The sequence below is a fragment of the Candidatus Formimonas warabiya genome, from assembly GCF_002777255.1.
Taxonomy (GTDB): Bacteria; Bacillota; Dehalobacteriia; order Dehalobacteriales; family Dehalobacteriaceae; genus Formimonas; species Formimonas warabiya.
Genome location: NZ_CP017634.1, coordinates 4445386 through 4466171, shown reverse-complemented (window position 1 = coordinate 4466171; position 20786 = coordinate 4445386). Strand labels below are relative to the sequence as shown.

Here is a 20786-nt window from a genome sequence, read left to right as displayed (position 1 = left end):
CTAATTATTGCAAGTTCCATGCCAACTAAAATGTTGAAAGATCCTTTATTAAAATATCTCCCTCCCTGTGATTCTTTTATCAAAAATTTATTAAATTGTTATTATTAAAAAAGGTTTTATCATTTCTGCATAGAAATTTGTTATATCTGACAAATAACTGATAAAGTGGTGATGATATGGCATCATTATTTGACTCCCAGCCTTTCGTCCAAAGCGTCGCAGAAGTTATTGCCGCAGCTTTACGGGTAGAAACAGAAATCGTCGATGACGAAGGCCGTGTTCTCGGGGCGACGGGCCGCATCCGCAGCCAGCTCCTCACCAAACGGACAGATACCTTTATTAATCATTTTGTGATGGAAAAGGCCATGCCTTTCGTGCTTCTTAACCCGGGATGTCATAAACTATGCGAACCATGCGAGGAAAAAAACGATTGTTTTTACACCAGTGGGCTGTTCTATCCCATTCAGGTGGGAAAAAAGTGTTATGGCGTCATCAGTCTTGTCAGTTTTGACATGAAGCAAAAAAAGATCCTCATCCAAAACCAAAATTCCTTCCTTGATTTTATCGGTAAAATGGCGGAATTATTGGCTATTAAGCTATCGGAAAGTACGATGATGGAAGAAATATGTATGAATAATGAATATCTTGAGGCCATTATCAATTCAGTTAATGAAGGCATTATCTCCTGTAACGGCCAGGGTATTATTACCTGTTTTAACAGGACCGCAGAAAAAAGCTTCAAAGCAGCAAAAGAAAATGTGATCGGTCAGCCCATCAGTTCCATTTTACCCGAGTCTATTCTGATTAAAGCCCTTCAAAACCAAGAACCTTTCCATCAAGAAAAGGTGCATTACAAGGATTCTCTGGGGGAAACAGTTAATCTAATTTCCAGCGCCACCATTGTGAAAAATAATGGCCAAATTGTCGGCGCAGTGGAGTCTTTTTCTGAAGAAGAAAAACTCTTTCGCATGGTCCATAGTTTGTCAAATTCGGAAATCGACTCCGCCTGCGATAACATCATTGGCACCAGTGCCGCCATCAGCAATCTCAAACGCCTGGTTACCAAAGTAGCCCAAAACGTTTCCACCGTCCTGATTACCGGGGAAAGCGGCACAGGAAAAGAATTGTTTGCCCGGGCGATCCATAGTTCCAGCAACAGGTCAAAGCAGCCCTTTGTCGCCATTAACTGCGGCGCGATTCCGGAATCCCTTTTGGAAAGTGAACTTTTTGGTTATGAAAAAGGCGCTTTTACAGGAGCGAAAAACGAGGGAAAACCCGGCAAGTTTGAACTGGCAAACGGCGGCACATTGTTTTTAGACGAAATTGGTGATATGCCTCTTCATCTTCAGGTGAAACTCCTCCGCGTACTTCAAGAAAGGGTGATCCAAAAGATCGGTGGTACAAAAAACATCCCTATTAATGTGAGAGTAATTGCCGCCACCCATCAAGACTTAAGAGCCATGATCGGTCAAAGACTTTTCCGGGAAGATTTATTTTACCGGCTGAACGTGATCCCGCTCCATCTACCCCCCTTAAGGGAACGGGTGGAGGATATTCCTTTGATCCTGGATTTTCTTTGTCAGAAATATGCCGATTTAATGCACAAAGAAATCAAAGGCTTTTCTGAAAAAGCCCTGCGCATCCTTACCGGCTATCAATGGCCGGGCAACGTAAGAGAAATGGAAAACGCCGTCGAATATGCGATCAGCTTTTGTTCCAGCACTGAAATGATCAAGGAAGAATACCTGCCCCAGTGGCTTTATGCCCGAGAAATCCCTGCTCATAACAGTAATTATAAGCAAAAAATTGAAAAGAGTGAGAAACAGGTATTATTGGAAGCAATCCAAGAATACGGTGACTCTGTAGAAGGAAAAATGGAAATTGCGGAAAATATGGGGATCAGCCTCTCCACTCTTTACCGGCTTTTTAGAAAATATAAATTAATTAACACCCGGCCGAGAAAAGAAAAACAATAAACCGGGAATGCCCCGGTTTATTGTTTTGAAAAATGGTTTTGTTTTTGGCTGTTATTTATTTAAGAGATTTTTGACCGTCCGGCAGATCAATCTGGGTACATAATCAAATGAATAGGGCATATACAGTCTTTCCGTAGCCTGATGGGGGTCCTTGCAGTAAGGGCCGATGTTCACACCAGGGATCTTCAGTTCGGTTAGCGGCTCCAATTCCACAGTGCAGGTACGATGAAATCCCGGCGTATTGGCCTTTAATATCTCAATATCCGAAATCTCATCACTCATGCCAAACCAGCTCATATCCGAAAGATACGGGTAAAACTTTCTTATCTTAATATGATTGTTGTCTTCCGTCACTGCCCGTTCGAGAGAGTCGATAAAGTGTTTTTCTTTTTCCGTCTCCCCTTTTACATAAACGCGGGGTACGTAAGGAGGCGCCAGATAAACGATAATACAAGGCTTTTGCTCATGAAATTCCTTAGATTCCTTAAATAACTTCCTGACGATGGCTAAGCTCAGTTTTGTTTCATCCGCTTCATGATACTGATAACCTTCTGCAAAAACGGCTAGTTCTCTTCTTAAATGCGGCTTTTCGGTAACTACCTTTTCGTAAAACTCGTCATAGGTATAAATGTTTGCTTCCAAGGGCCTGGGAGTATGGGGAATGCCTGCTTTCCTATGGAAATACTCTTTCTCAGCCAGATATTGTTCTTTCAATGCCTCCATTACCCGGCAAGCTTCCCTTTTGCCAACGGCCAGCACCTGGGAAGGAGTCTTCGTATAGGTAAAATAATTAAAATATACTTGAGATTCATAAGGCAGCTGGACATCATACACTTCTTTCAAGTCAGTTTGTTTCAGCGTCACCGGGGGCGGCGTAATTTCCTCTTCCGCTTCATCACTGAAATCGCAATTCATCGATATTCTATCGACCAATTTACTGGCAATCAGGTTGGAATCCACTCCGGCAAAACACTCACCCACATGAGAGGGAACGCCGCAAATGTAAAAGGAGAGCAGGTACTTGCCGATCGTGCCTAAGTAAAGATAATTATGATCATCATCAGGATAGCGTCTCAGCATGATATCGGTTTTAATGAGTCCCAGAAAATCAGATTTTTGGTCACGTACCATCCGATAAACTTTTTTTGCAGCCGCCTGGGCACCCTTGGCCATCGCCTCTTCATCCGCAGCGCAAATGAATAAAATATTGCCTTTCATCCTTGCCGCATCTTGGGAGAATTCCCTCAAAACACAAAGGTTTATGGCAACTCCCGCTTTCATATCCCCGGTACCCCGGCCAAATATCCATGCATCGGCATCCAGATCATCTTGGACGTCCTGGCTGTATTTATCCCGCATTGCTTTCATCTTTTCTTTGAGCAGACCGGGATCCAAAGCATATGGTTCCAATTCACCGTAATCACCTGTTCCCACAGTATCAAAATGACTGAGCAGTATCACAGTCTCGGGGCTTTCTTCTTCCCCTTCAAGCAATGCCAGTACCGAATACCTGCCCAGCTGATCCCCTTCCAAAGGCACCAGCATCACATTCTCCGGATGCTTTGCAAAATAGGGGATTTCCCCTATCATGTCCCTAAGTTTAAAGGCAAAGTCCTTCTCTTCCCCTGCCTGGCGTACCCTGCTTGGCACTTTTACCAGGTCAAATGTAACTTTTTTTATATAGTCATACATGCTCATATTGTCATCGACCATGTCTGCCGCCTCCTAACTTTCTTATTTCACCGGCCAGTGTTCTGCTACATATTTGTCCAAATCCCGCTCAACTGCCGGGTCCATCTCCGGCCTTTGGTAATTTGCCAGAATCTCCAGCACCTTTTCATGGGCTTTCTCCCGGGCTTCTTTTTTACCCTGTTCTGCCCATATATTATAGGACATTCTGGGAAAAACAATGGGATCATAGAACTCTTCCCGGAAATGATTGAAGGTATGTTCTTCCGTTAAATATTGCCCTTTCGGTCCGACTTTTTTAATCAGGTCAGCAGCCATGTTTTCCTCTGTAAACTCTAAAGGCCGGAGTATTCTTTTCACATATCCCATAATCTCACAGTCCAAAACAAATTGTTCGAGAGACTGTTCCAGAAAGCTTCCCAGGTGTCCGGCACCGGGAATCAGGTTAACCCCGCCCCGGGCCACATTATAGTAATGAAGCGCCGCCTCTGCCCCAGCTTGAAAATCACTGAAATGAGCATCTGTTAAACCGCCGTTACCCCGGCAAGGCATGCCGTAAAATTTAGCAATCTGGGCGCCCGCCAGCTCCATAATGCGGGTTTCCGGCCCGCCGTATACAGCACTGCCGATTTTAAAGTCAGTACCGCTTCCCATTACGCCATAGAACACGGGATTGCCCGGATTAACCAGCTGGGCGAGAACAATGGTACCAATATTTTCACAGTTCTGCTGGATCAAAAAACCCGGGATAGTACATGGCGCGGTAGTTCCTGCCGCAGGCATCGGGGCAATCACCAGTGGTGTGCCATATTGGCCCGCCTGCTCAATCAGACGGTCACTCTGCATAACAGTCAATTCCAAGGGAGAAGTAACACTGATCACGCTCAGCCCGTAGTGCACCCCTTTTCGGGCATCATCTCTGATCTTTTCTTTACTAATACCATAGACAATGCACATCATGTCCACCCCGTCCTCAAAAAGGGACATCACCTTATCCGTATGTTTCAAAGCAGAATAGGTGCAGTACATATACGCATTTTGGGCGGGTATACCTGCAGAAGGCTGTACGATGGGGCGGGTACATTCCATATCGTCAAAGTGCTGAATCATTTTTTGGAAATCATCTACATCGGCTGGTGTGGCATTGCGGCGCACGCCCTGATGATCTGTGACAAAAGGAGAACCTCCTCCCGGATGGAAGTGCATGCTCTCCAGCGTAACATGCATGGTGTGTTTGGGATTTTTAGCAAGAATTTTAAATTCTTTCGGTACTTTTTTTATGGCCTCCTCAATGGCTTGTTCTGAATAGCAGACGATATCTCCGTCCACTTTAAAACCGTGTTTTCGAAAGATATCTCTTGCTTTTTCCGATTCAAAAGACATCCCCGTATGAACAAGGATATCCGCCGTCTTTTGATGAATCTGTTCTAGATCAGATTTCTTTAAAGGAGATAATCTGTCCAAACCTCTATCCATAAATAAAGCCCTCCTTGTGCTGCTTTTCTTTAATGATACCTTTATGCAATATTAATGCCAAAGCTTTTGTCCCGGATCACATCTGAAAAGCTTCACCGTTTTTAAGCAGCAGCCGGAGGTTTTTTTAAAGTTGACAAATCATTATTCATTTTTGACCAAATCTTTAACAATCATTTAGTGTTTGCGGCCATCATGTCTTCAGAATATCTTTGGTGTAAAGAAAAGTGATCAATCATAGAATTGGCATACAATTTGCAAAAAACTAAAAATAGCTCCATGAAGAACGTCCAGAGGATTAAGAGAACGCCGGCCATCGAGATCCAATGGCAGTTCCCTCACATGGAGGTGACTAGGTTTACCGTACTTGGTCTATACATATTTTTATCTTAAAAATGAACATTAAAAAAGTTACAGGGGAGGAATTAATGTGTCAGATCCTGCGAATAACGGAAAACTGAAACCGATTGTTTTTTGGCCGCCATTTCTGCTTCTCATGGGCGCAGTTGTCCTGAACTTCATTAATATGGATCTTTTTGCCACGGTAATGAATGGGGTCAATAACTGGTTGTTCCTTAATTTTGGCTGGCTGTTCAATTCAGGCTCTTTTGCCACAGTGCTGGTCTGCCTTTTCCTCATGTTTTCTCCTTTTGGCAAGGTCAAAATCGGCGGATCAAAAGCCATTCCCATGTTTACTCCATTTAAATGGTGGGCCATGTCGTTATGCTGTACCATTGCCATAGGCCTGATCTTCTGGTCTACCTGCGAACCAATATTTCATCTGACTGCTCCCCCCGAGTCATGGGGTATTGAACCCAATTCCCCGGAAGCTGCAACTTTTGCCATTTCTACCGTATTTTATCATTGGGGATTTACGCCATATGCCCTTTTTACTGTACCGGCCTTAATGTTCGCCTTTGCTTACTACAATATGAAGCAGCCCTTCAGCTTTGGTTCCACCCTTTACCCGATTATGGGTGAAAAATGCAAGGGTGTTTTTGGACAGGTTGTGGATGCTATCTGCATCTTCGCTTTGATCGCCGGTATGGCTTCTTCTTTAGGCGTCGGCATTCTATCCATTACCGGAGGCTTAGGCCGTATGTTCGGCATAGAGGCCTCTCCCTTTATTTGGTTAATGGTTGACCTGGTTATCGTTCTGGCATTTGTCGGATCGGCGGTTACCGGCATCACCAATGGTGTGAAGTGGTTAAGCGACTTTAATGCCAAAGTATTTATCGGTTTATTGATTTTTGTCATTATTGTAGGGCCTACCGCATACTCATTAAATTTAGGTACGGAGGCTTTTGGCAATTATATTGCCAAATTCATGGAGAAAAGCTTTTTTACCGGTGTTGCTGCCGGAGACCAATGGCCTCAATGGTGGAGCATCTTCTACTGGGCGGCCGATATTGCCTGGACGCCTATTATGGCTGTTTTCCTCGGGCAAATCAGCTATGGATATTCCGTACGGGCTTTTATGATGGTCAACTTTATTACTCCCGCCCTGTTTGGCATCCTATGGATGATTATTTTCGGCGGCGGGGCAATTCATATGGAATTGGTTCAGAACCTAGGTTTAGCTGCCACTATCCAAAACAGCGGCGCTGAGGCCGGAGCGTTCTTTTTCTTTGGGCACCTTCCTCTGGGACAAATTTTTATCCCAATATTTGTCTTTACGATGTTTCTCTCCTTTGTTACCGGGTCTGATGCCATGACCACTGCAATGGGCGGTATGTGCTCTACCGGTATTTCTCCGGACAGCCCCGAACCGAAAGCATGGCTGAAGATTATCTGGGGAGTCATTCTTGGTGCCGTTGCCTGGGTAATGATGACATTCCGGGGACTGGACGGAATAAAAATGATCAATACCTTTGGCGGCTTCCCTGCCTTGTTCCTGGAAATCGGCATCACCTTTGCCCTGATCAAGGTAGCCCTCAACCCCAAAAAATATGACACCTTCAAAGAAGACTATGCTGCTGATGGGACATACATCGGGACTTCCGGTTCCTTAACAGTGGATGCTGCCGCCGGAACGGATTCCAAGGTGACGATGCACCAGTGATATTTAAACCGGCTTAGCGGTAATCACACAGACGGGGGGACAGGGACTTGTCTGCACACGCACCCAAAGAGACCGTTCCCTATCCCCCTGTCTGTTCAAGGCTAGCTGGGGTCCTTTTTAGATTACTTTGACATTTTGTCATTATCTGATATAGTTTACAACGTCCAGATTCCTTTTTGGAGCCGCATATTCCCTCGCTTTGTAACCAAGTGCTACTCCATAATAAGGCTGGTACCCCTCCGGTATTTGTAATTTACCCATCTCTTCATCCTGAAAGAAAAACCTTAATAGACCAAGCCAAACAGATCCGATACCCAGGCTCTCTGCAGCAACAAGCATGTTCTGGATGGCCGCCGCACAATCGGCAGTCCAGGCCATCGCATCGGTTCTTCCCGATACCACAATCAAAGTGGGAGCATCGTAGGTTACTTGAAAACCAGGATTTGCACCTGTCTTTTGAACCCACTGGATATCAGATTTTGCCATTGCTTCTCTTACTTTTTTGTTTATGTACTGCAGCATTTCTTGGTTTTGAATTACAGTAAAATGCCAAGGCTGGTCATTATGTGCCGTTGGCGCATAAACCGCGGCTTCAATGATCAAATCCAAGGCTTCTTGACTGATCTGCTCGGGCTTATAGCTCCTAATACTTCTCCTGCTTTTTATTGCTTTTAGGACTTCATTCATACATATTCCCCTTTACAATTTGATTTTTACCTCTTAGGAAAAACAGCTTTAGTAGAGATCAACCTAAGTTCAATTAAGTCTTGGCTTTTTCTTATGTTCAATAGTTTAAATATTATTGAACTATTTTAATATATCATAGGATGTGGTATACTACAAGAAATATTTTAAAATTATGGAAATGCTGCCAGGGAGGCAAGAACAGTGCGCGAATTATTTCATCCCAATATCGATCAATTATGTTTATCCGCCATACTAAACGCATTGGGTGACCCAATCCGGCTTCAAATTATCAAGACTCTTGCTCATCAATGTGAAACCACGTGTGGTTGCTGCAATATCAATTTGCCAAAATCCGCCCTTTCCCATCATTTTAAAATATTACGGGAATCCGGACTGATTCATGTAAGAATTGAAGGAAAACAGCGGTTTTTATCCATCCGGTACGATGAATTGGAAAAACGGTTTCCCGGTCTATTGAGTACAATCATAAAAAGCATATAAATACCACTCCTTCCGTCCGTTGATCCAGCCCTCTGCCCGTCTTTGATCGGCTTTGCAGCATTTTCCACACCTGCAACTGCGGGAAATTGTAGGGGGTCAGGCTTGAAATATTCCCTTATTAATCAATCACCCCTAACTTACCTTCCATAAGTTAGGGGTGATTTGCTTTATCCCTTCATAAACCTATATCCCAACAGACCATACACCTTCGCCCCGTCAACCACTTCCTGCACTTTCACACATTCATTGGGTCGGTGAGCCGTCAGTATTTCACCCGGACCGAATACCACTGAGGGAATCCCGCGGGAGGCCAGCATTTCTACTTCACAATAGCCGCAGAGGCCGGAAATGTCCGGACTCATGCCCAGCACATCGGTACAGGCTTGGTCCAATAGCTTTACCACTGCCTCGTCTTCTTTAATCCTCCAGGTGTTAAAATGCTGGTTTTTTCTCAGTTCCAGCTTAAATTGGTATTTCCGTCCCACTTCTTCGATGAGATCAAAGATTTCTTTTTCCACCTCTTGAATGTCTTCCCCGGGCAGCACTTGGCGGTCAAATTCGATTTCACAGAAGTCGGGGACAAAAGTCACTCCCAGGCCCCCGTTGATTTTTCCTACATTGACGGTGGGGTATTTCAGGCCCGGCAGGTTGATCCGGTCCTTCAGCTGATCGTTGTAATCCTCCAAGGCCCGGACCACCTTGCACATATGATAAATGGCGTTTTCCCCTTCATAGGCCATACCCGAGTGGGCGGCCTTCCCGTAAGTCCGGGCAGTAAATTCAATCCCGCCTTTCAAGCAGGTGGCAATCTGGAGTCCGGTGGGCTCACTGACAAAGCCCATCTGGCAATGGTCCAGTTTTTGCTCATCCAACAAAGCCTGGGTCCCTTTGAAAAATACTTCTTCATCAATCACGGCGGTAAACATCAGCCCTTTTTTAAAGGGGATGCCGCTTTGGACCAGTGCCTTAATCGCGTAAATCATAGAGACCAGTCCGGCTTTCATGTCGGTAGTCCCCCGGCCGTACATCAGTCCATCCGCAATTTCTCCTCCCAGGGGGTCAAATTTCCACTCATCCGGATTGCCGATCTTCACCGTGTCCATATGACCGTTGAAAAGGAGCCGGCCTTTTTCCTTCCCGTCAATAAAGCCAAGGACATTGAAACGTTCTTCCTCCACCTTTTGGATTTCCACCCGGCAGCCGATCTCCCGGAGCTTATCCGCGATCAGCAGTCCCACCTGTTTTTCATTTCCCGGCGGGTTTTCACTGTTTGCCCGGACCAGAGTCCCGAGAAACCGGAGCATTTCTTCTTTGTCTTGTTCTATCCGATTCATAATTTCTTTTTCTTCCGCTTGCATGATTTTCCCCCTTTCACAACTCGGTGGCTTAATTATTGCTGACTTTTAACATTTCCTCTTCATCTATTAAACCTCAGCCGATATGGTCATGGGCAACATAATTATGGTTAACTTGAGAGATTGCATTACCTTGGGAATCCTCTTCATAACTCTCTATGATCTCGAACAGCTCATCGACATACGTATCCTGCTTGATCACAAAGCCTAAAACAATGTTAATGAGGATATTGACGACAAAACCGTAGATACCGCCCGTCCAGCCCCCCGCCCAGGGAAAAGCTGCCGGGAAGGCCGCGATCGAAATTGCTATGACCAAACCGGCAACATAGCCAATTCCTACGCTCCACTTATTAGCGCGTTTCCAGAAAATACCGAAGAGAATCAGCGGGATAATCTGCACGATACCCTCGTAGAAAGTAATAGCGATATGTGCTAAATTCGGCAGATCCATCATCGCAACCGCCATAACAATCAGAGAGTACCCTACAATGCACCAACGGGTTACCTTGCGGCGGTTTTCATCCTTCATATCAGGTTTCAGTTCACGAATGATATTCTCGGAAATAACGATGGCGTGGGCATTTACGATCAGACCGATCAAACCAATGGCAGTAATGATAACCAGGATACCGGAGATTCCCAGAAAGAAGGGACCAAAGGCCTTCTCGAAAACATAGAAGAAAGACATATTGGGATCAGGCAGGTCAAGAGCGCCCGGTACCAAGTATGTTGCTGTAGCTAAAAGCAAGAGCAAAGCACAGACAATTACTAATAATATCGCACCTCCTGAAGCCGCTTTTTTTACTTCGGCCACACTTCGTGCCGTATAGATACGGGCAAACATACTGATCCAACCGAAGCAACCTAGAGTACCGGTGATAATGATGGAGTTCCAGTAAGAATAACTATAAGTCCCGCCTGTATTGAAAGTCATATTTTGGGGAGCTGCCGACATTAAAGCGTGAAACATTGGTCCGAAACCGCCGACCAGTTTATAAATGGCGGCAATCGATCCGCCAATCACAATAACTATGACCAGGATTCCTTTTAATACTTCTACACCAGCCACAGCTTTGATGCCGCCGTATGTAGTGTAGGCAATAATTAGGGCCGTGAAAAAGATGATGCCAATTTCTTTGGGGATCAAGCCGCCCGTCACCGCTGTAACCGCCCATCCTAAAGCGGCCATTTCGATGATACACCAAGGTGCTTCTATAATGATCCCAGAAATCGCACTAATTAGAGTAAGGGGTTTGGACCTAAATCTTAACTGAATGAAATCGGGCTGTGTCAACAAATTGAAATTCTTACCCCAGACCCAGATTCTCGTACTGAAGATATACATCACAAAAAAGCTTGCGATCCCGTAAACAAGGAGATATTGGCTAATTAATCCTTCATACATACCCCATGAAAACCAACCGGTATACATCCCGGCAGTTAAAAAACAACCGATTAAGGTACATAAGACGATAAAATAGCTAAAGGTACGGCTGCCTACCGCGAATTCTTCCATAGAGGATCCTTCAAGCTTAGAACTCTTCCAAAAAAATGCCGCATAGATGAATACGACCAGAAAAACTGCAAGAAAGAGGCAGGAAATTATGATTTCTTGATTAGTCATTTCCATAGTATTAACCTCCTTTAATGGTTAGGGGACACACCTCCATATGAAGCATTCCTATTCCGCCGGGGAAAGTCCCTTTTCTGTTTGTTTCCATAGCTTATTTCTTTTCTTTATCTTTGGTTTTGACTGTCAAAACTTTTGTATCCACATTATAAAGAACCGTAACGAGAATCGCCATGCCAAAGGAACTGAATAATACCAGGAATTGAGATAATGGAATACCTAAGACTGTTTCACCCTGCATGGTCAAAGTATCCGACCATGCCAGAAAGGGCTGCCACATTACCATTAATACCAAAATAGCGAATATGATGCCGACAATGACAAAAAATATTCTCCTCTTGGATTGTAATGACATATTCTTTCCTCCTCTTTTAATAAATTTCAAGAGTTCACACTAAAGGGTTATTTCTCCCCCCTTTCTCAATAGGATATTATTTCGTCTGCCCATTTGATCTCCCACTGGGACAGCCAGATGATGCTTCAAATGATGCCGATGCAGATTAATACCTTTTCCTGATAGCGGCTGCATAAGCATGCGCATGCAAACCTTCCGCTCTGGCCATTTTTTCCGTCACTGCGCCAATATTTGCGATACCTTTTGTTGTCAATCTCTGACTGGTACAGGTCTTTAAAAAAGTACCGACAGATAAACCGCCTGTATAGCGGGAGGCACGCAGCGTGGGCAGGGTATGATTGGTACCTGCCGTATAATCGCCAAATACTTCCGCGGCGTACTCCCCAACAAATAAGGACCCGTAATTGGCAAGTAAAGGTACAATATTGGTGTTATCGCCGGTCTGAATCTCCAGATGTTCGGGAGCATACTCATTAGATAGTTGGCAGGCTTCCTCAAGCGTATTGACCACTACTACAGTACCGTATCTGTCCCAGGACTTTCCGGCCACATCCGCTGTTTCCAGAGTGGCTAATTGCCGTTCAACTGATTGGATTACTTTGTATCCCAGTTCTTCAGAGGTGGTGAACAATATTGCTGTTGCCCTCAAGTCGTGCTCGCTTTGGGCAAGCAGGTCGGCGGCAATGACATCACAATCCGCACTATCGTCAGCGATCACTAATACTTCACTGGGACCGGCCAGAAAATCGATTCCCACCCGGCCATAACATTGACGTTTTGCTTCCGTAACATACTGATTACCGGGTCCGACAATGATATCAACCGGTTTAATCTGCTCTGTGCCAAAAGTAAAAGCAGCGATGGAATGAGCACCTCCAACCACATAGATTTCGTCCACTTGTGCGATATCCAAAGCAACAAGAGTAGCCGGGTGGATCTTTTCCGTACCACGCATTGAGGGGGCACAGGCTGTAATCCTCTTCACACCGGCGACTCTCGCGGGGATCGCTAACATCAAGGCGGTGGAAAACAAAGGATGAAGCCCGCCGGGAACGTAACAACAGCAAGATTCAACCGGTATCACACGGTGACTTAAAAATACGCCCTCAGTGATTTCCGTTTCTGCAAGATCGTGAATACTTGCCCTCTGCTTTTCGGCAAAAGCTTGCAGGTTGTGGGCGGCAATCTTCATCGCCTCAATCAGATCATCATCCACCTCCTGATACGCAGTTCTGAGCTCTTCTCGGGTCACTTTTAGATTTTTTCTGCTGTTACCCTCAAATCTGGAATTATAATCTATTAGAGCCCGGTCTCCTTTTTCCCTCACATTATGAATAATTTCTGATACAGTTTCCTTTAATTTTAGCTCGTCTTTTTCCATCCCGGCTTCTAGTGGTTTTTTCAAGTATTTCATCTTTATGCGGCCTCCCCGTACCTAAGACATTTATCTTATAAACCAAAAATACACAATGGAGATACATCTATGTCAATAATTAAATAATTAAAACCGTGGAGTTAACTCCATACTTTTTTGAAAATTTAGTTTATAATGTTTATAATAGTAATGTTCTACTGCTTAAATACGAATGTGAGGTGGAAGAATGAGGATTGGCGAAGTATCCCGAAAATTTAATTTAAGCAAAGATACCATCCGATATTATATAAAGATCGGGCTAATTGTCCCCGACCTGGATAATAACTATTTTTATTTCAGTGATCGGGATATCGAGGATATTGAATGGATCAAAAAGCTTCGCGCGATGGACTTTTCATTAAATGAAATACATAAAGTGCTGTCGTTAAAAAGAGTATCCAACTGGGTCGAAACGGAAGATATCAGAGATTATCTGGATATCTTGAAAGAGAAAAAAAGCCAGCTTATACCCACCATTATGAAACTGGAAAAAACCATTTCGGATATAGATAGTGAAATGTTGAAATTTCACGGAAATGATGTCTTCCCAAATAAAAAGACAGGCCTTCCTCTCTATGGTATGAAATATATTTATTGTCCCTTTTGTCAGGTACCCCTAAAAATCAATAATGTCGATATGAACCACGAGTACATCTTTAACGGCCAGTTATCCTGCACCTGCAACTATTCGGCGCAGATCAGGGATGGTATCATTATCACCCCCAATAAAAATACCAGCTTCTTTGATAAACCGGATATCTCCCGGGAGCTTTACAAGGATATCCCGCCTCACCTCATATCACTGTATCAAAAGTCGTATAACTGGATGATTAATAAGATCAATGAGACTATTGATGAAAACGACGTTGTCATGGAAACCCATATCAACGCTTATTATTTTCTTTATAAGCACTTTAATCAGATTAAGAGAAACCCTCTATTCATTATTGTTGATAAATTTCCCGAGATGCTGGCAATGTACAAAGAAAAGAGCGAACACCTCTCCCCTAACCCGGATGTCATCTATATTGCGGATAACAGTATGGATCTGCCTTTAAAACATCAGTCTGTAGGGATGTTCATCGATTATTTCGGTTCCAATGAACACAATATTTTTTTCGATTCCTCACTGCTCTGCTCCTTAAAAAAATATTTTGCTGGTAACAGCAAAATCATCGGCACCTATTTCTCCTTTAACAAGAATTCCAAATCAAATAAGAAGCTGAAGCTGGAGTACCCGGAAAACTATATTAATAATTTCGATTTTCAGTTCTTTCTAAAATCGCTCCAGGACTGTAATTTTAAAATGCTGGAAAAAAACCATATCGGTTCTACTACGATATCAGGGGACAACCTGGCTTTCAGTTTCCATATCGACGGAGAGAACCTGTATATGGATTCTTTTTTAGCACAGACAGGGGGACAGGAACTTGTCTGAACACGCACCCAAACAGACGGTTCCCTGTCCTCCTGTCTGTGCTTCAAATAAAAAACCGCCACCCGTAGTGACGGTTAACCTCATATCATTTATCAATAAACACTAATTATATTTTGGACAGCCTTTAAATTCCGACTATGAACTTTCCTGGCATAGTTCGAAGCAAATAACATCTCTTTACCCGCCAATAGCCCTTCCAAATACTCGATGGTATCAAAAATATCTTCTTGTTTGATATTTAAAGTATGGCCTGCCATGATTTTCTGCGGCTGATAACCCAAGTAACTTTTCAAAGTATTGATATAGGTAGGGATATCGTGATGTTCAACATAGACAATAGGTTTTTCCAAGTTATCTCCCACATATAGAATTTTCTCCTTGTGGTCAAATACGGAAATACTGTCCACCGTATGACCGGGGCTGTAAAAGAGCTCGATGTTGTCATCGTGAAAGAAAATACGTTCCTTAAAAGTGAGATTAGGCAGCTGCTTTTCGGTGGTGCCGGTAATATATTGCTTACTCTCCTTGATCTGTTCTTCCCAATACTTATCGATGAAGGCCCGGCAGATTTCATGGCTGATGATACAGTTATCTTTAAAACAGCAATTGCCCCAGATATGGTCCCAATGAAAATGGGTGTTAATTACTTTCACTTCTTTTTGCCGGGGGGTATTTTTGATCGTATTGATGATTGGCTTCATACTGTCCGTGCCGCAATAGGTATCAATAAGATAGAATTTTGTTTCTTTCTCAATTAGAAAGACATTTGTTGCGTAATCTTCTATGTCATCGAAAATATATACTGAGGCACTATTGCTAATCCTTTCACTTCTCATAGATCCTTCCCCTTTTTAAGCACTCTACACCTCACTAAATTATTCTTCGCCAAAGAATGATATTTGTTTCATATCCGAGACCCGGAGTACAGCCTTCTCTAATCTCTCGTCATGGGTAATTTCCCCGTCATCTCTGATGATTTCCTCAAATTTAAGGTATTCGTTGCCGCCGATGGCACTAGTGCGCACCTTCAGCATAAATGAGGGCATCTATCCTGATGCCGTCTATCCTGTTTTTCCCTGTTTCCCGGAAAAGCTTGCGCAGGATAAACCAGGTATCCTTGTTTTCCAAAACCAGAACGGTCATCCCTTCCTCCCGGCTGTGCACATACTCAAAAAAAGGCTCCGGTGTATCATAAAAGGCGAGAAAATCCTCTTTTAGTCCGCTAAATGCCAAAACCTCCCGCACCAGGGCATACTGTTCGTCCAAAAGCTTTTCCCTGCCCCAAACAGAAAAAGACCGCTCCTTCCTGGACACCGGCCCCTGTCTCCTTTAAACAATTGGCCGGAAATTAAAAAACACCCCAAACTTACCCTTCGTAAATTTGAGGTGTTGTCGGCAATCGAGTAGCCGGGAGCCTTACGGCCCCAAGCCCTCACAGAACCGGACGTGCCCTATTAAGGCATCCGGCTCTTCACTCCACCATTCACAGAACGTAGCTGCTTCCCATTCCTAACTCAAATATTCTTACATAGTTCTTTGCTCTTGGTAATGGATATTTCTTAAGAAACAGGTTGTATTTATCCCAGCTAAAACTTCTCCTTTGGCTTCTTCTGTTTAGCCATTTGAATATCAGTTTCTTGACCTCATCTATAAAATTACTTACCGCATTGTGATTATCTGTAATTCCATAATATCTACAATACCCTTGTAATTTGATGTTCATTTTCTTCATGAAGTCCTTCGTTGGCATGTGTCTGTTTCTTTGTATCCACTCTTTGCAACGAAGCAAGCTTGCTCTATATTTCTTCTTACTTGTTTTCCGCTTTATACGCTTTGCTCCATTTTTATCCTCTCCCATGTAATGGGTAAAACCAAGAAAATCAAATGAGTTAGTCTGTTTACTTCCCCCTCCATCTTTGCCATTGTCTTCGTCCTTTTCTTTGTTCAGAGAAATGATTTTAGTCTTTTCTTCTGCAACTTCCAGATTAAACTGCCCTAGTCTTTCGATCATTTGTGAGTAGAATTCTTTAGCGTCTTCCTTGTGCTGAAAACAGAAGACTGTGTCATCAGCGTATCTTACCATGTATGCCCTACCCCTACAGTCTTTCCTTACTCGCTTCTCAAACCATAGGTCTAGCACATAATGCAGGTATAGATTCCCAAGAATTGGCGAACAGCAGCCACCTTGAGGTGTTCCTTCCGGTGTGTCATATTCTGCTCCGGCTTCGATTATTCCTGAACGGAGAAATCTCGCTACCAATCTAAGTATATTGGGGTCCGCTATTCTATGTTGCAGAAATTTCATCAGCCATTCATGATCAACATGATCAAAGAAACTGCGTATATCTGCATCTACTACATATCTGATTTCCCGCTTGTCCAGTATTTTGTCCAGTATTTTCATTGCATCATGACATCCCCGGCCTGGTCTGAACCCAAACGAACATTCCAGAAAATCCTGTTCATATATGGCATTAAGTATCTTAGCCAGCGCACTCTGTACCAGCTTATCTTCATAAGCTGGTATCCCTAGCGGGCGCTTCTTATCTGATCCTGGCTTCGGTATATGTACCCTTCTTACTGGCTGTGGTTTATATGCCTGCCTTTTCATGCGATTGATTAAATCCTTCACATTGCTTTCCAGATTTAATTCATATTCTTCTTTTGTGACTTCGTCTACTCCAGAAGCCTTATTCCTACTCATTTCTCTGTGGCATTCTTTTATTGTCTCTTCATTGATGAGATGTGCGAGTGATGTAAACTTTTCATTAGGACGCATTCTTGCTGCCTCTGCTATCCTCGTCAGTTTCGTTTCCATACTTTGTCTACCTCCGTTCGTGTAGCGTATGTTTCTCCTTCAAGGTCGATGTTGTGTTACCGCCTTTCCTCTACAGGCATTACCCTGCTTCATTAGTAGTATGCAGTAATCTGACTCCCTAGCGCATTCGGCCTTCTAACTTTGTTATCGCTTGTTGGCCTTACTTTCTCTGCGTAAAGAACAACTAGGGTCTCCCACGTTGACGCATCATATCAATGTGTAGCATGCCAAGGTCACTGACCCCGGGAAAGCCAATATGTTCTCGCATATCGACCATATTGGTTTCGCCTTCTGCGCGGAGTAACGCATCAGCCTTTCCGATTGGGATTTCGGGGCTCTATCCCTTCAGCTCGTGCGAATTGCTTTCGGCCTGCTACCTAGCTGTCTACGCTTAACACCACAAGTTACCCGGTGATGCCCAAGACTCGCTATGAGTGATTCGCTAAATCTTGCTCAGTGGGATTCCCACCCACTATATGATGCACCCTTTGCGTGGCGCACACCCCGTCCCCCTGACACCACCTGTCCCTGTCGACTTTTTCAAAGTAACTCTAATATAGTCTTTTTTCGGGCTACAAATTCCGGCCTCGTAATCATTTCTGCCGTTCTAGGCCTGGGAAGGTCAACGTTTATTTCAGCCTTAACTGTACCAGGCCTTTCTGACATCAGGTATATCCGATCCGCTAAAAAGATTGCTTCTTCAATATCATGGGTCACAAAAATCACCGACTGCCGAAATTCTGACCAAACGGACAATAGCCAGATTTGAAGATGAGCCCGGGTAAGGGCATCTAATTTACCAAAAGGCTCATCCAGTAGAAGGATGTCCCCCTGGTGTAAAAATGTCCGCATCACCGCTACGCGCTGGCGCATGCCTCCCGACAGTTGGGAGGGGTAGGAATTTTCAAACCCCGTTAATCCAAACAAGTCCAACAGCTCCCCAGCCTTTTGACGAGCAGCTGTTTTAGAAATACCGCGTATCTCCAAAGGAATACAGGCATTATCTATAACTGTTCTCCAAGGGAGAAGCAGATCTTTCTGGGGCATAAAACTAACCTTTTTTTCTCCCGAACCGGGAAAGGATACTGTTCCTTTATCAGCCCTCAGTAAACCGCAGATCAGGTTTAAAACGGTACTTTTCCCACATCCGGAAGGGCCAAGTAGACATACAAACTCAGCATCATCCACCGATAAAGAAAAGTCCAGCAGAACATCAATCATTTTTCCATCCAGGGCAAAAGACTTGCTCACCTTTTCCAATACCAGTTTTTTAGACATAGTATTGTCCCCTATTCTTTTTGGGGTAAAAAGTCATTGGTAAAGGCTTGACGATAATCAATTTTTTTCTCTAATAATTTGTGGCTGAACATCCAGTCGCCATATCTTTGCCATACCTCTAATTTTTGTACTCCCCAGGCAGGGGCGTCACCCTGGTATTTATCCGCTAGCCAGCGCTGGCTGGCCTTGGCAAGCTCAGCATTTAGTTCAGGAGCGTTGGCAAGGAGGATGTCCGCACTTTCATCCGGATGGGAAATGGCAAATCCGTATCCTCGAGAAACTGCCTTAAGAAATTTCTTTACTGTCTCCGGTCTCTCGGAAATGGTTTTTTCACTGGCAATCAGGACCGGCGTGTAATAATCCAAAGCCGGATCTTCCTCTTTTAAAATGATAATATTTAAAGGAATATTTTTCAATTCAGCTTGGATGCCGTCCCAACCATAATAAATCCAGGAAAAGTCCACATCTTTTTGGACACTGGTAAAAAAATCCGATGTCCCGATATTAACTTCTTCTACCTTTTTTATATCTGCCCCATACTTTTCCATCAATGATGCCAGCATGGCGTGCTCCATTGGCGATCCCCAACCGCCGTATTTCTTCCCTTCAAAATCCTTAGGAGTCTTAATATTTTTCGGCTTAGGAGAAGCAAAGCCGGAGGTATTATGCTGAATCACTGCCGCAATACTTGTAATGGGAATACCTATCGCCCGGGCATTGGTTACTTCCTCCTGGTAGCTAACTCCAAAATCCCCTTGCTGAGAAGCAATCAACTGAGCTGCTCCTGCTTGTGATGGTTGAATAATATCCACATCAAGACCTTCCTCTGCAAAATATCCTTTATCTTTTGCCACATATAAGCCGGTATGATTGGTATTAGGTACCCAGTCCAAAACAACCGTAATCTTTTCTCTGGAATCAGGGGCTTTCTGACTTTGGGATTCTTGATTCTGCTTCGTGGAACATCCGCTAAGTGACACTATTAATACCGCAACAAAAAATAAACTAAGCAATTTTTTCAAACGAATCATCCTCTTTTCACGTTTCATACCTTGATCATTTCTATAGATCCAAGGCATAGAAAAAATTTCTAAGAATTTAACCATTCCAAAAAACAAAAAACTTAGTAAAGTGATCATGACAATGGCCGCAAAAACCTGGGCCAACAGAAAAGAGTGCTGGGATCGGGCCATAAAGACCCCGATTCCTTTTGATGCTCCCAGCCATTCCCCAATAACTGCCCCCATAATGCTGTATGTAGCGGAAATTTTTAACCCGCTAAAAAACGAAGGCATTGCTCCCGGCAATTTTACCATCTTAAAAATCTGACTGGGGCTAGCGCCCATGGTCTTTAACAGGTTAACCAGTTCCTCATCTACTCCGGCTAATCCGTCGAGGAGACTGATTACTAATGGAAAGAAACATACTAAAGCGACAACAATGACCTTGGGTAGTACTCCATAACCAAACCAAATAATAAAAAGAGGGGCAACCGATATAATGGGTATGGTTTGAGAAGTAATCAAAATAGGATAAAGAGATTTTTTTACCCAATGATACCTGTCCATAATCAATGCCAGAAAAACTGCCAAAATAACTGCCCCGGCAAAGCCGACAAGGGATTCTAAGACGGTTACTTTAATATGCGGCAAAAGTATACCGAAAGATGCCCTAAGTTGGGTAAATATTTCTGAGGGAGCGGGTAAAATCCATTCGGGTAAATTAAAAAAGCTAACAGCCCATTGCCAAAATAGAAGCAGGGCAATCACAAAAATCCCTGAAGGCAGATATTCAACGATACTTCCGGACTTTTTCATCCATGGTCACTCCTCCAGGCTTATAATCTATCTTTACTACCGATATGACACGAGCTGCTCCTTCCTCTACACAGATTTCCTGTGCCCTTTTCACAATATCCATTAATAAATCCAGATCTCCCTCCATAGTCGTTTCCATGGGGCCAACCTCATAGGGTACTCCGGATTCTTGAATGAAAGCAATTACTTTATCTACTACCCGGTAAATATCCTCTTCAGGAACATTGGGTAAAACCTGTAGACTTACATTGACATTTGGCAACTTTATCACCTCCCTTTGACATAAATGA

The 20786-nt window shown here is 43.7% G+C and carries 18 protein-coding genes; 4 read left to right on the top strand and 14 right to left on the bottom strand.

The window, feature by feature from the left end; translation table 11 throughout:
- The first annotated feature begins 176 nt into the window (after positions 1 to 176).
- Positions 177 to 1976 (top strand): sigma-54 interaction domain-containing protein, encoded by a 1800-nt coding sequence (locus DCMF_RS20250; RefSeq protein WP_148136104.1) that lies wholly within the window; start codon positions 177 to 179, stop codon positions 1974 to 1976.
- Positions 1977 to 2027: 51 nt separating this feature from the next.
- On the opposite strand, the gene DCMF_RS20245 is transcribed toward DCMF_RS20250, so the two are convergent.
- Together DCMF_RS20245 and DCMF_RS20240 are read right to left on the bottom strand one after the other, a co-directional pair.
- Entirely contained in the window at positions 2028 to 3689 is a 1662-nt protein-coding gene (locus tag DCMF_RS20245; protein WP_148136103.1) for a M20/M25/M40 family metallo-hydrolase, read from the bottom strand.
- Positions 3690 to 3710: 21 nt separating this feature from the next.
- Positions 3711 to 5141: a trimethylamine methyltransferase family protein gene (locus DCMF_RS20240; RefSeq protein ID WP_148136102.1), complete on the bottom strand. Its 1431-nt coding sequence runs from the start codon at positions 5139 to 5141 to the stop codon at positions 3711 to 3713.
- 427 nt (positions 5142 to 5568) lie between these two features.
- Here DCMF_RS20240 and DCMF_RS20235 point away from each other — a divergent pair, with 427 nt between their 5' ends.
- Complete coding sequence (locus DCMF_RS20235; protein WP_214658766.1) at positions 5569 to 7200, top strand: BCCT family transporter; 1632 nt, start codon at positions 5569 to 5571, stop codon at positions 7198 to 7200.
- A gap of 141 nt (positions 7201 to 7341) precedes the next feature.
- On the opposite strand, the gene DCMF_RS20230 is transcribed toward DCMF_RS20235, so the two are convergent.
- Complete coding sequence (locus DCMF_RS20230) at positions 7342 to 7887, bottom strand: nitroreductase family protein (protein ID WP_148136101.1); 546 nt, start codon at positions 7885 to 7887, stop codon at positions 7342 to 7344.
- 201 nt (positions 7888 to 8088) lie between these two features.
- Here DCMF_RS20230 and DCMF_RS20225 point away from each other — a divergent pair, with 201 nt between their 5' ends.
- Positions 8089 to 8388: an ArsR/SmtB family transcription factor gene (locus DCMF_RS20225; protein ID WP_148136100.1), complete on the top strand. Its 300-nt coding sequence runs from the start codon at positions 8089 to 8091 to the stop codon at positions 8386 to 8388.
- A 167-nt stretch (positions 8389 to 8555) separates the two neighbouring features.
- On the opposite strand, the gene DCMF_RS20220 is transcribed toward DCMF_RS20225, so the two are convergent.
- The 4 genes from DCMF_RS20220 to hisD form a co-directional block, all read right to left on the bottom strand.
- Complete coding sequence (locus DCMF_RS20220) at positions 8556 to 9746, bottom strand: M20 family metallopeptidase (RefSeq protein WP_148136099.1); 1191 nt, start codon at positions 9744 to 9746, stop codon at positions 8556 to 8558.
- A 73-nt stretch (positions 9747 to 9819) separates the two neighbouring features.
- Entirely contained in the window at positions 9820 to 11376 is a 1557-nt protein-coding gene (locus DCMF_RS20215) for a sodium:solute symporter family protein (protein WP_148136098.1), read from the bottom strand.
- Between the two features lie 94 nt (positions 11377 to 11470).
- Positions 11471 to 11731, bottom strand: a complete 261-nt coding sequence (locus DCMF_RS20210) for a hypothetical protein (protein WP_148136097.1) — start codon at positions 11729 to 11731, stop codon at positions 11471 to 11473.
- Positions 11732 to 11876: 145 nt separating this feature from the next.
- Complete coding sequence (gene hisD / locus DCMF_RS20205) at positions 11877 to 13145, bottom strand: histidinol dehydrogenase (RefSeq protein WP_148136096.1); 1269 nt, start codon at positions 13143 to 13145, stop codon at positions 11877 to 11879.
- Between the two features lie 187 nt (positions 13146 to 13332).
- On the opposite strand from hisD, the gene DCMF_RS20200 reads away from it, so the two are divergent.
- A complete protein-coding gene (locus DCMF_RS20200; protein ID WP_148136095.1) occupies positions 13333 to 14583 on the top strand; it encodes a MerR family transcriptional regulator in 1251 nt (416 codons plus the stop codon).
- 92 nt (positions 14584 to 14675) lie between these two features.
- On the opposite strand, the gene DCMF_RS20195 is transcribed toward DCMF_RS20200, so the two are convergent.
- From DCMF_RS20195 to DCMF_RS20170, 7 genes are all read right to left on the bottom strand, one after another.
- The gene (locus tag DCMF_RS20195; RefSeq protein WP_148136094.1) at positions 14676 to 15419 is read right to left on the bottom strand and encodes an MBL fold metallo-hydrolase; all 744 of its coding nucleotides are present in this window, start codon (positions 15417 to 15419) and stop codon (positions 14676 to 14678) included.
- Between the two features lie 39 nt (positions 15420 to 15458).
- Positions 15459 to 15617 (bottom strand): hypothetical protein, encoded by a 159-nt coding sequence (locus DCMF_RS29345; RefSeq protein ID WP_214658765.1) that lies wholly within the window; start codon positions 15615 to 15617, stop codon positions 15459 to 15461.
- Positions 15598 to 15897: a hypothetical protein gene (locus tag DCMF_RS20190; protein WP_148136093.1), complete on the bottom strand. Its 300-nt coding sequence runs from the start codon at positions 15895 to 15897 to the stop codon at positions 15598 to 15600. Before DCMF_RS20190 ends, DCMF_RS29345 begins: the two co-directional genes overlap by 20 nt.
- Positions 15898 to 16066: 169 nt before the next feature.
- Positions 16067 to 17401 (bottom strand): group II intron reverse transcriptase/maturase, encoded by a 1335-nt coding sequence (ltrA, locus tag DCMF_RS20185; protein ID WP_148136092.1) that lies wholly within the window; start codon positions 17399 to 17401, stop codon positions 16067 to 16069.
- Positions 17402 to 17941: 540 nt separating this feature from the next.
- Positions 17942 to 18679, bottom strand: a complete 738-nt coding sequence (locus DCMF_RS20180; RefSeq protein ID WP_148136091.1) for an ABC transporter ATP-binding protein — start codon at positions 18677 to 18679, stop codon at positions 17942 to 17944.
- Between the two features lie 11 nt (positions 18680 to 18690).
- Entirely contained in the window at positions 18691 to 20496 is a 1806-nt protein-coding gene (locus DCMF_RS30360; protein WP_148136090.1) for an ABC transporter substrate-binding protein, read from the bottom strand.
- Complete coding sequence (locus DCMF_RS20170; RefSeq protein ID WP_148136089.1) at positions 20471 to 20758, bottom strand: thiamine-binding protein; 288 nt, start codon at positions 20756 to 20758, stop codon at positions 20471 to 20473. Before DCMF_RS20170 ends, DCMF_RS30360 begins: the two co-directional genes overlap by 26 nt.
- Positions 20759 to 20786: the final 28 nt, after the last annotated feature.

Excerpts from the sequence above, each read along its gene's own strand:
- DCMF_RS20250 (WP_148136104.1), top strand. The coding sequence starts at position 177 with ATGGCATCATTATTTGACTCCCAGCCTTTCGTCCAAAGCGTCGCAGAA.
- DCMF_RS20245 (WP_148136103.1), bottom strand. The coding sequence starts at position 3,689 with ATGGTCGATGACAATATGAGCATGTATGACTATATAAAAAAAGTTACA.
- DCMF_RS20240 (WP_148136102.1), bottom strand. The coding sequence starts at position 5,141 with ATGGATAGAGGTTTGGACAGATTATCTCCTTTAAAGAAATCTGATCTA.
- DCMF_RS20230 (WP_148136101.1), bottom strand. The coding sequence starts at position 7,887 with ATGAATGAAGTCCTAAAAGCAATAAAAAGCAGGAGAAGTATTAGGAGC.
- DCMF_RS20220 (WP_148136099.1), bottom strand. The coding sequence starts at position 9,746 with ATGCAAGCGGAAGAAAAAGAAATTATGAATCGGATAGAACAAGACAAA.
- DCMF_RS20215 (WP_148136098.1), bottom strand. The coding sequence starts at position 11,376 with ATGGAAATGACTAATCAAGAAATCATAATTTCCTGCCTCTTTCTTGCA.
- DCMF_RS20210 (WP_148136097.1), bottom strand. The coding sequence starts at position 11,731 with ATGTCATTACAATCCAAGAGGAGAATATTTTTTGTCATTGTCGGCATC.
- hisD (WP_148136096.1), bottom strand. The coding sequence starts at position 13,145 with ATGAAATACTTGAAAAAACCACTAGAAGCCGGGATGGAAAAAGACGAG.
- DCMF_RS20200 (WP_148136095.1), top strand. The coding sequence starts at position 13,333 with ATGAGGATTGGCGAAGTATCCCGAAAATTTAATTTAAGCAAAGATACC.
- DCMF_RS20195 (WP_148136094.1), bottom strand. The coding sequence starts at position 15,419 with ATGAGAAGTGAAAGGATTAGCAATAGTGCCTCAGTATATATTTTCGAT.
- DCMF_RS29345 (WP_214658765.1), bottom strand. The coding sequence starts at position 15,617 with ATGCTGAAGGTGCGCACTAGTGCCATCGGCGGCAACGAATACCTTAAA.
- ltrA (WP_148136092.1), bottom strand. The coding sequence starts at position 17,401 with ATGGAAACGAAACTGACGAGGATAGCAGAGGCAGCAAGAATGCGTCCT.
- DCMF_RS20180 (WP_148136091.1), bottom strand. The coding sequence starts at position 18,679 with ATGTCTAAAAAACTGGTATTGGAAAAGGTGAGCAAGTCTTTTGCCCTG.
- DCMF_RS30360 (WP_148136090.1), bottom strand. The coding sequence starts at position 20,496 with ATGAAAAAGTCCGGAAGTATCGTTGAATATCTGCCTTCAGGGATTTTT.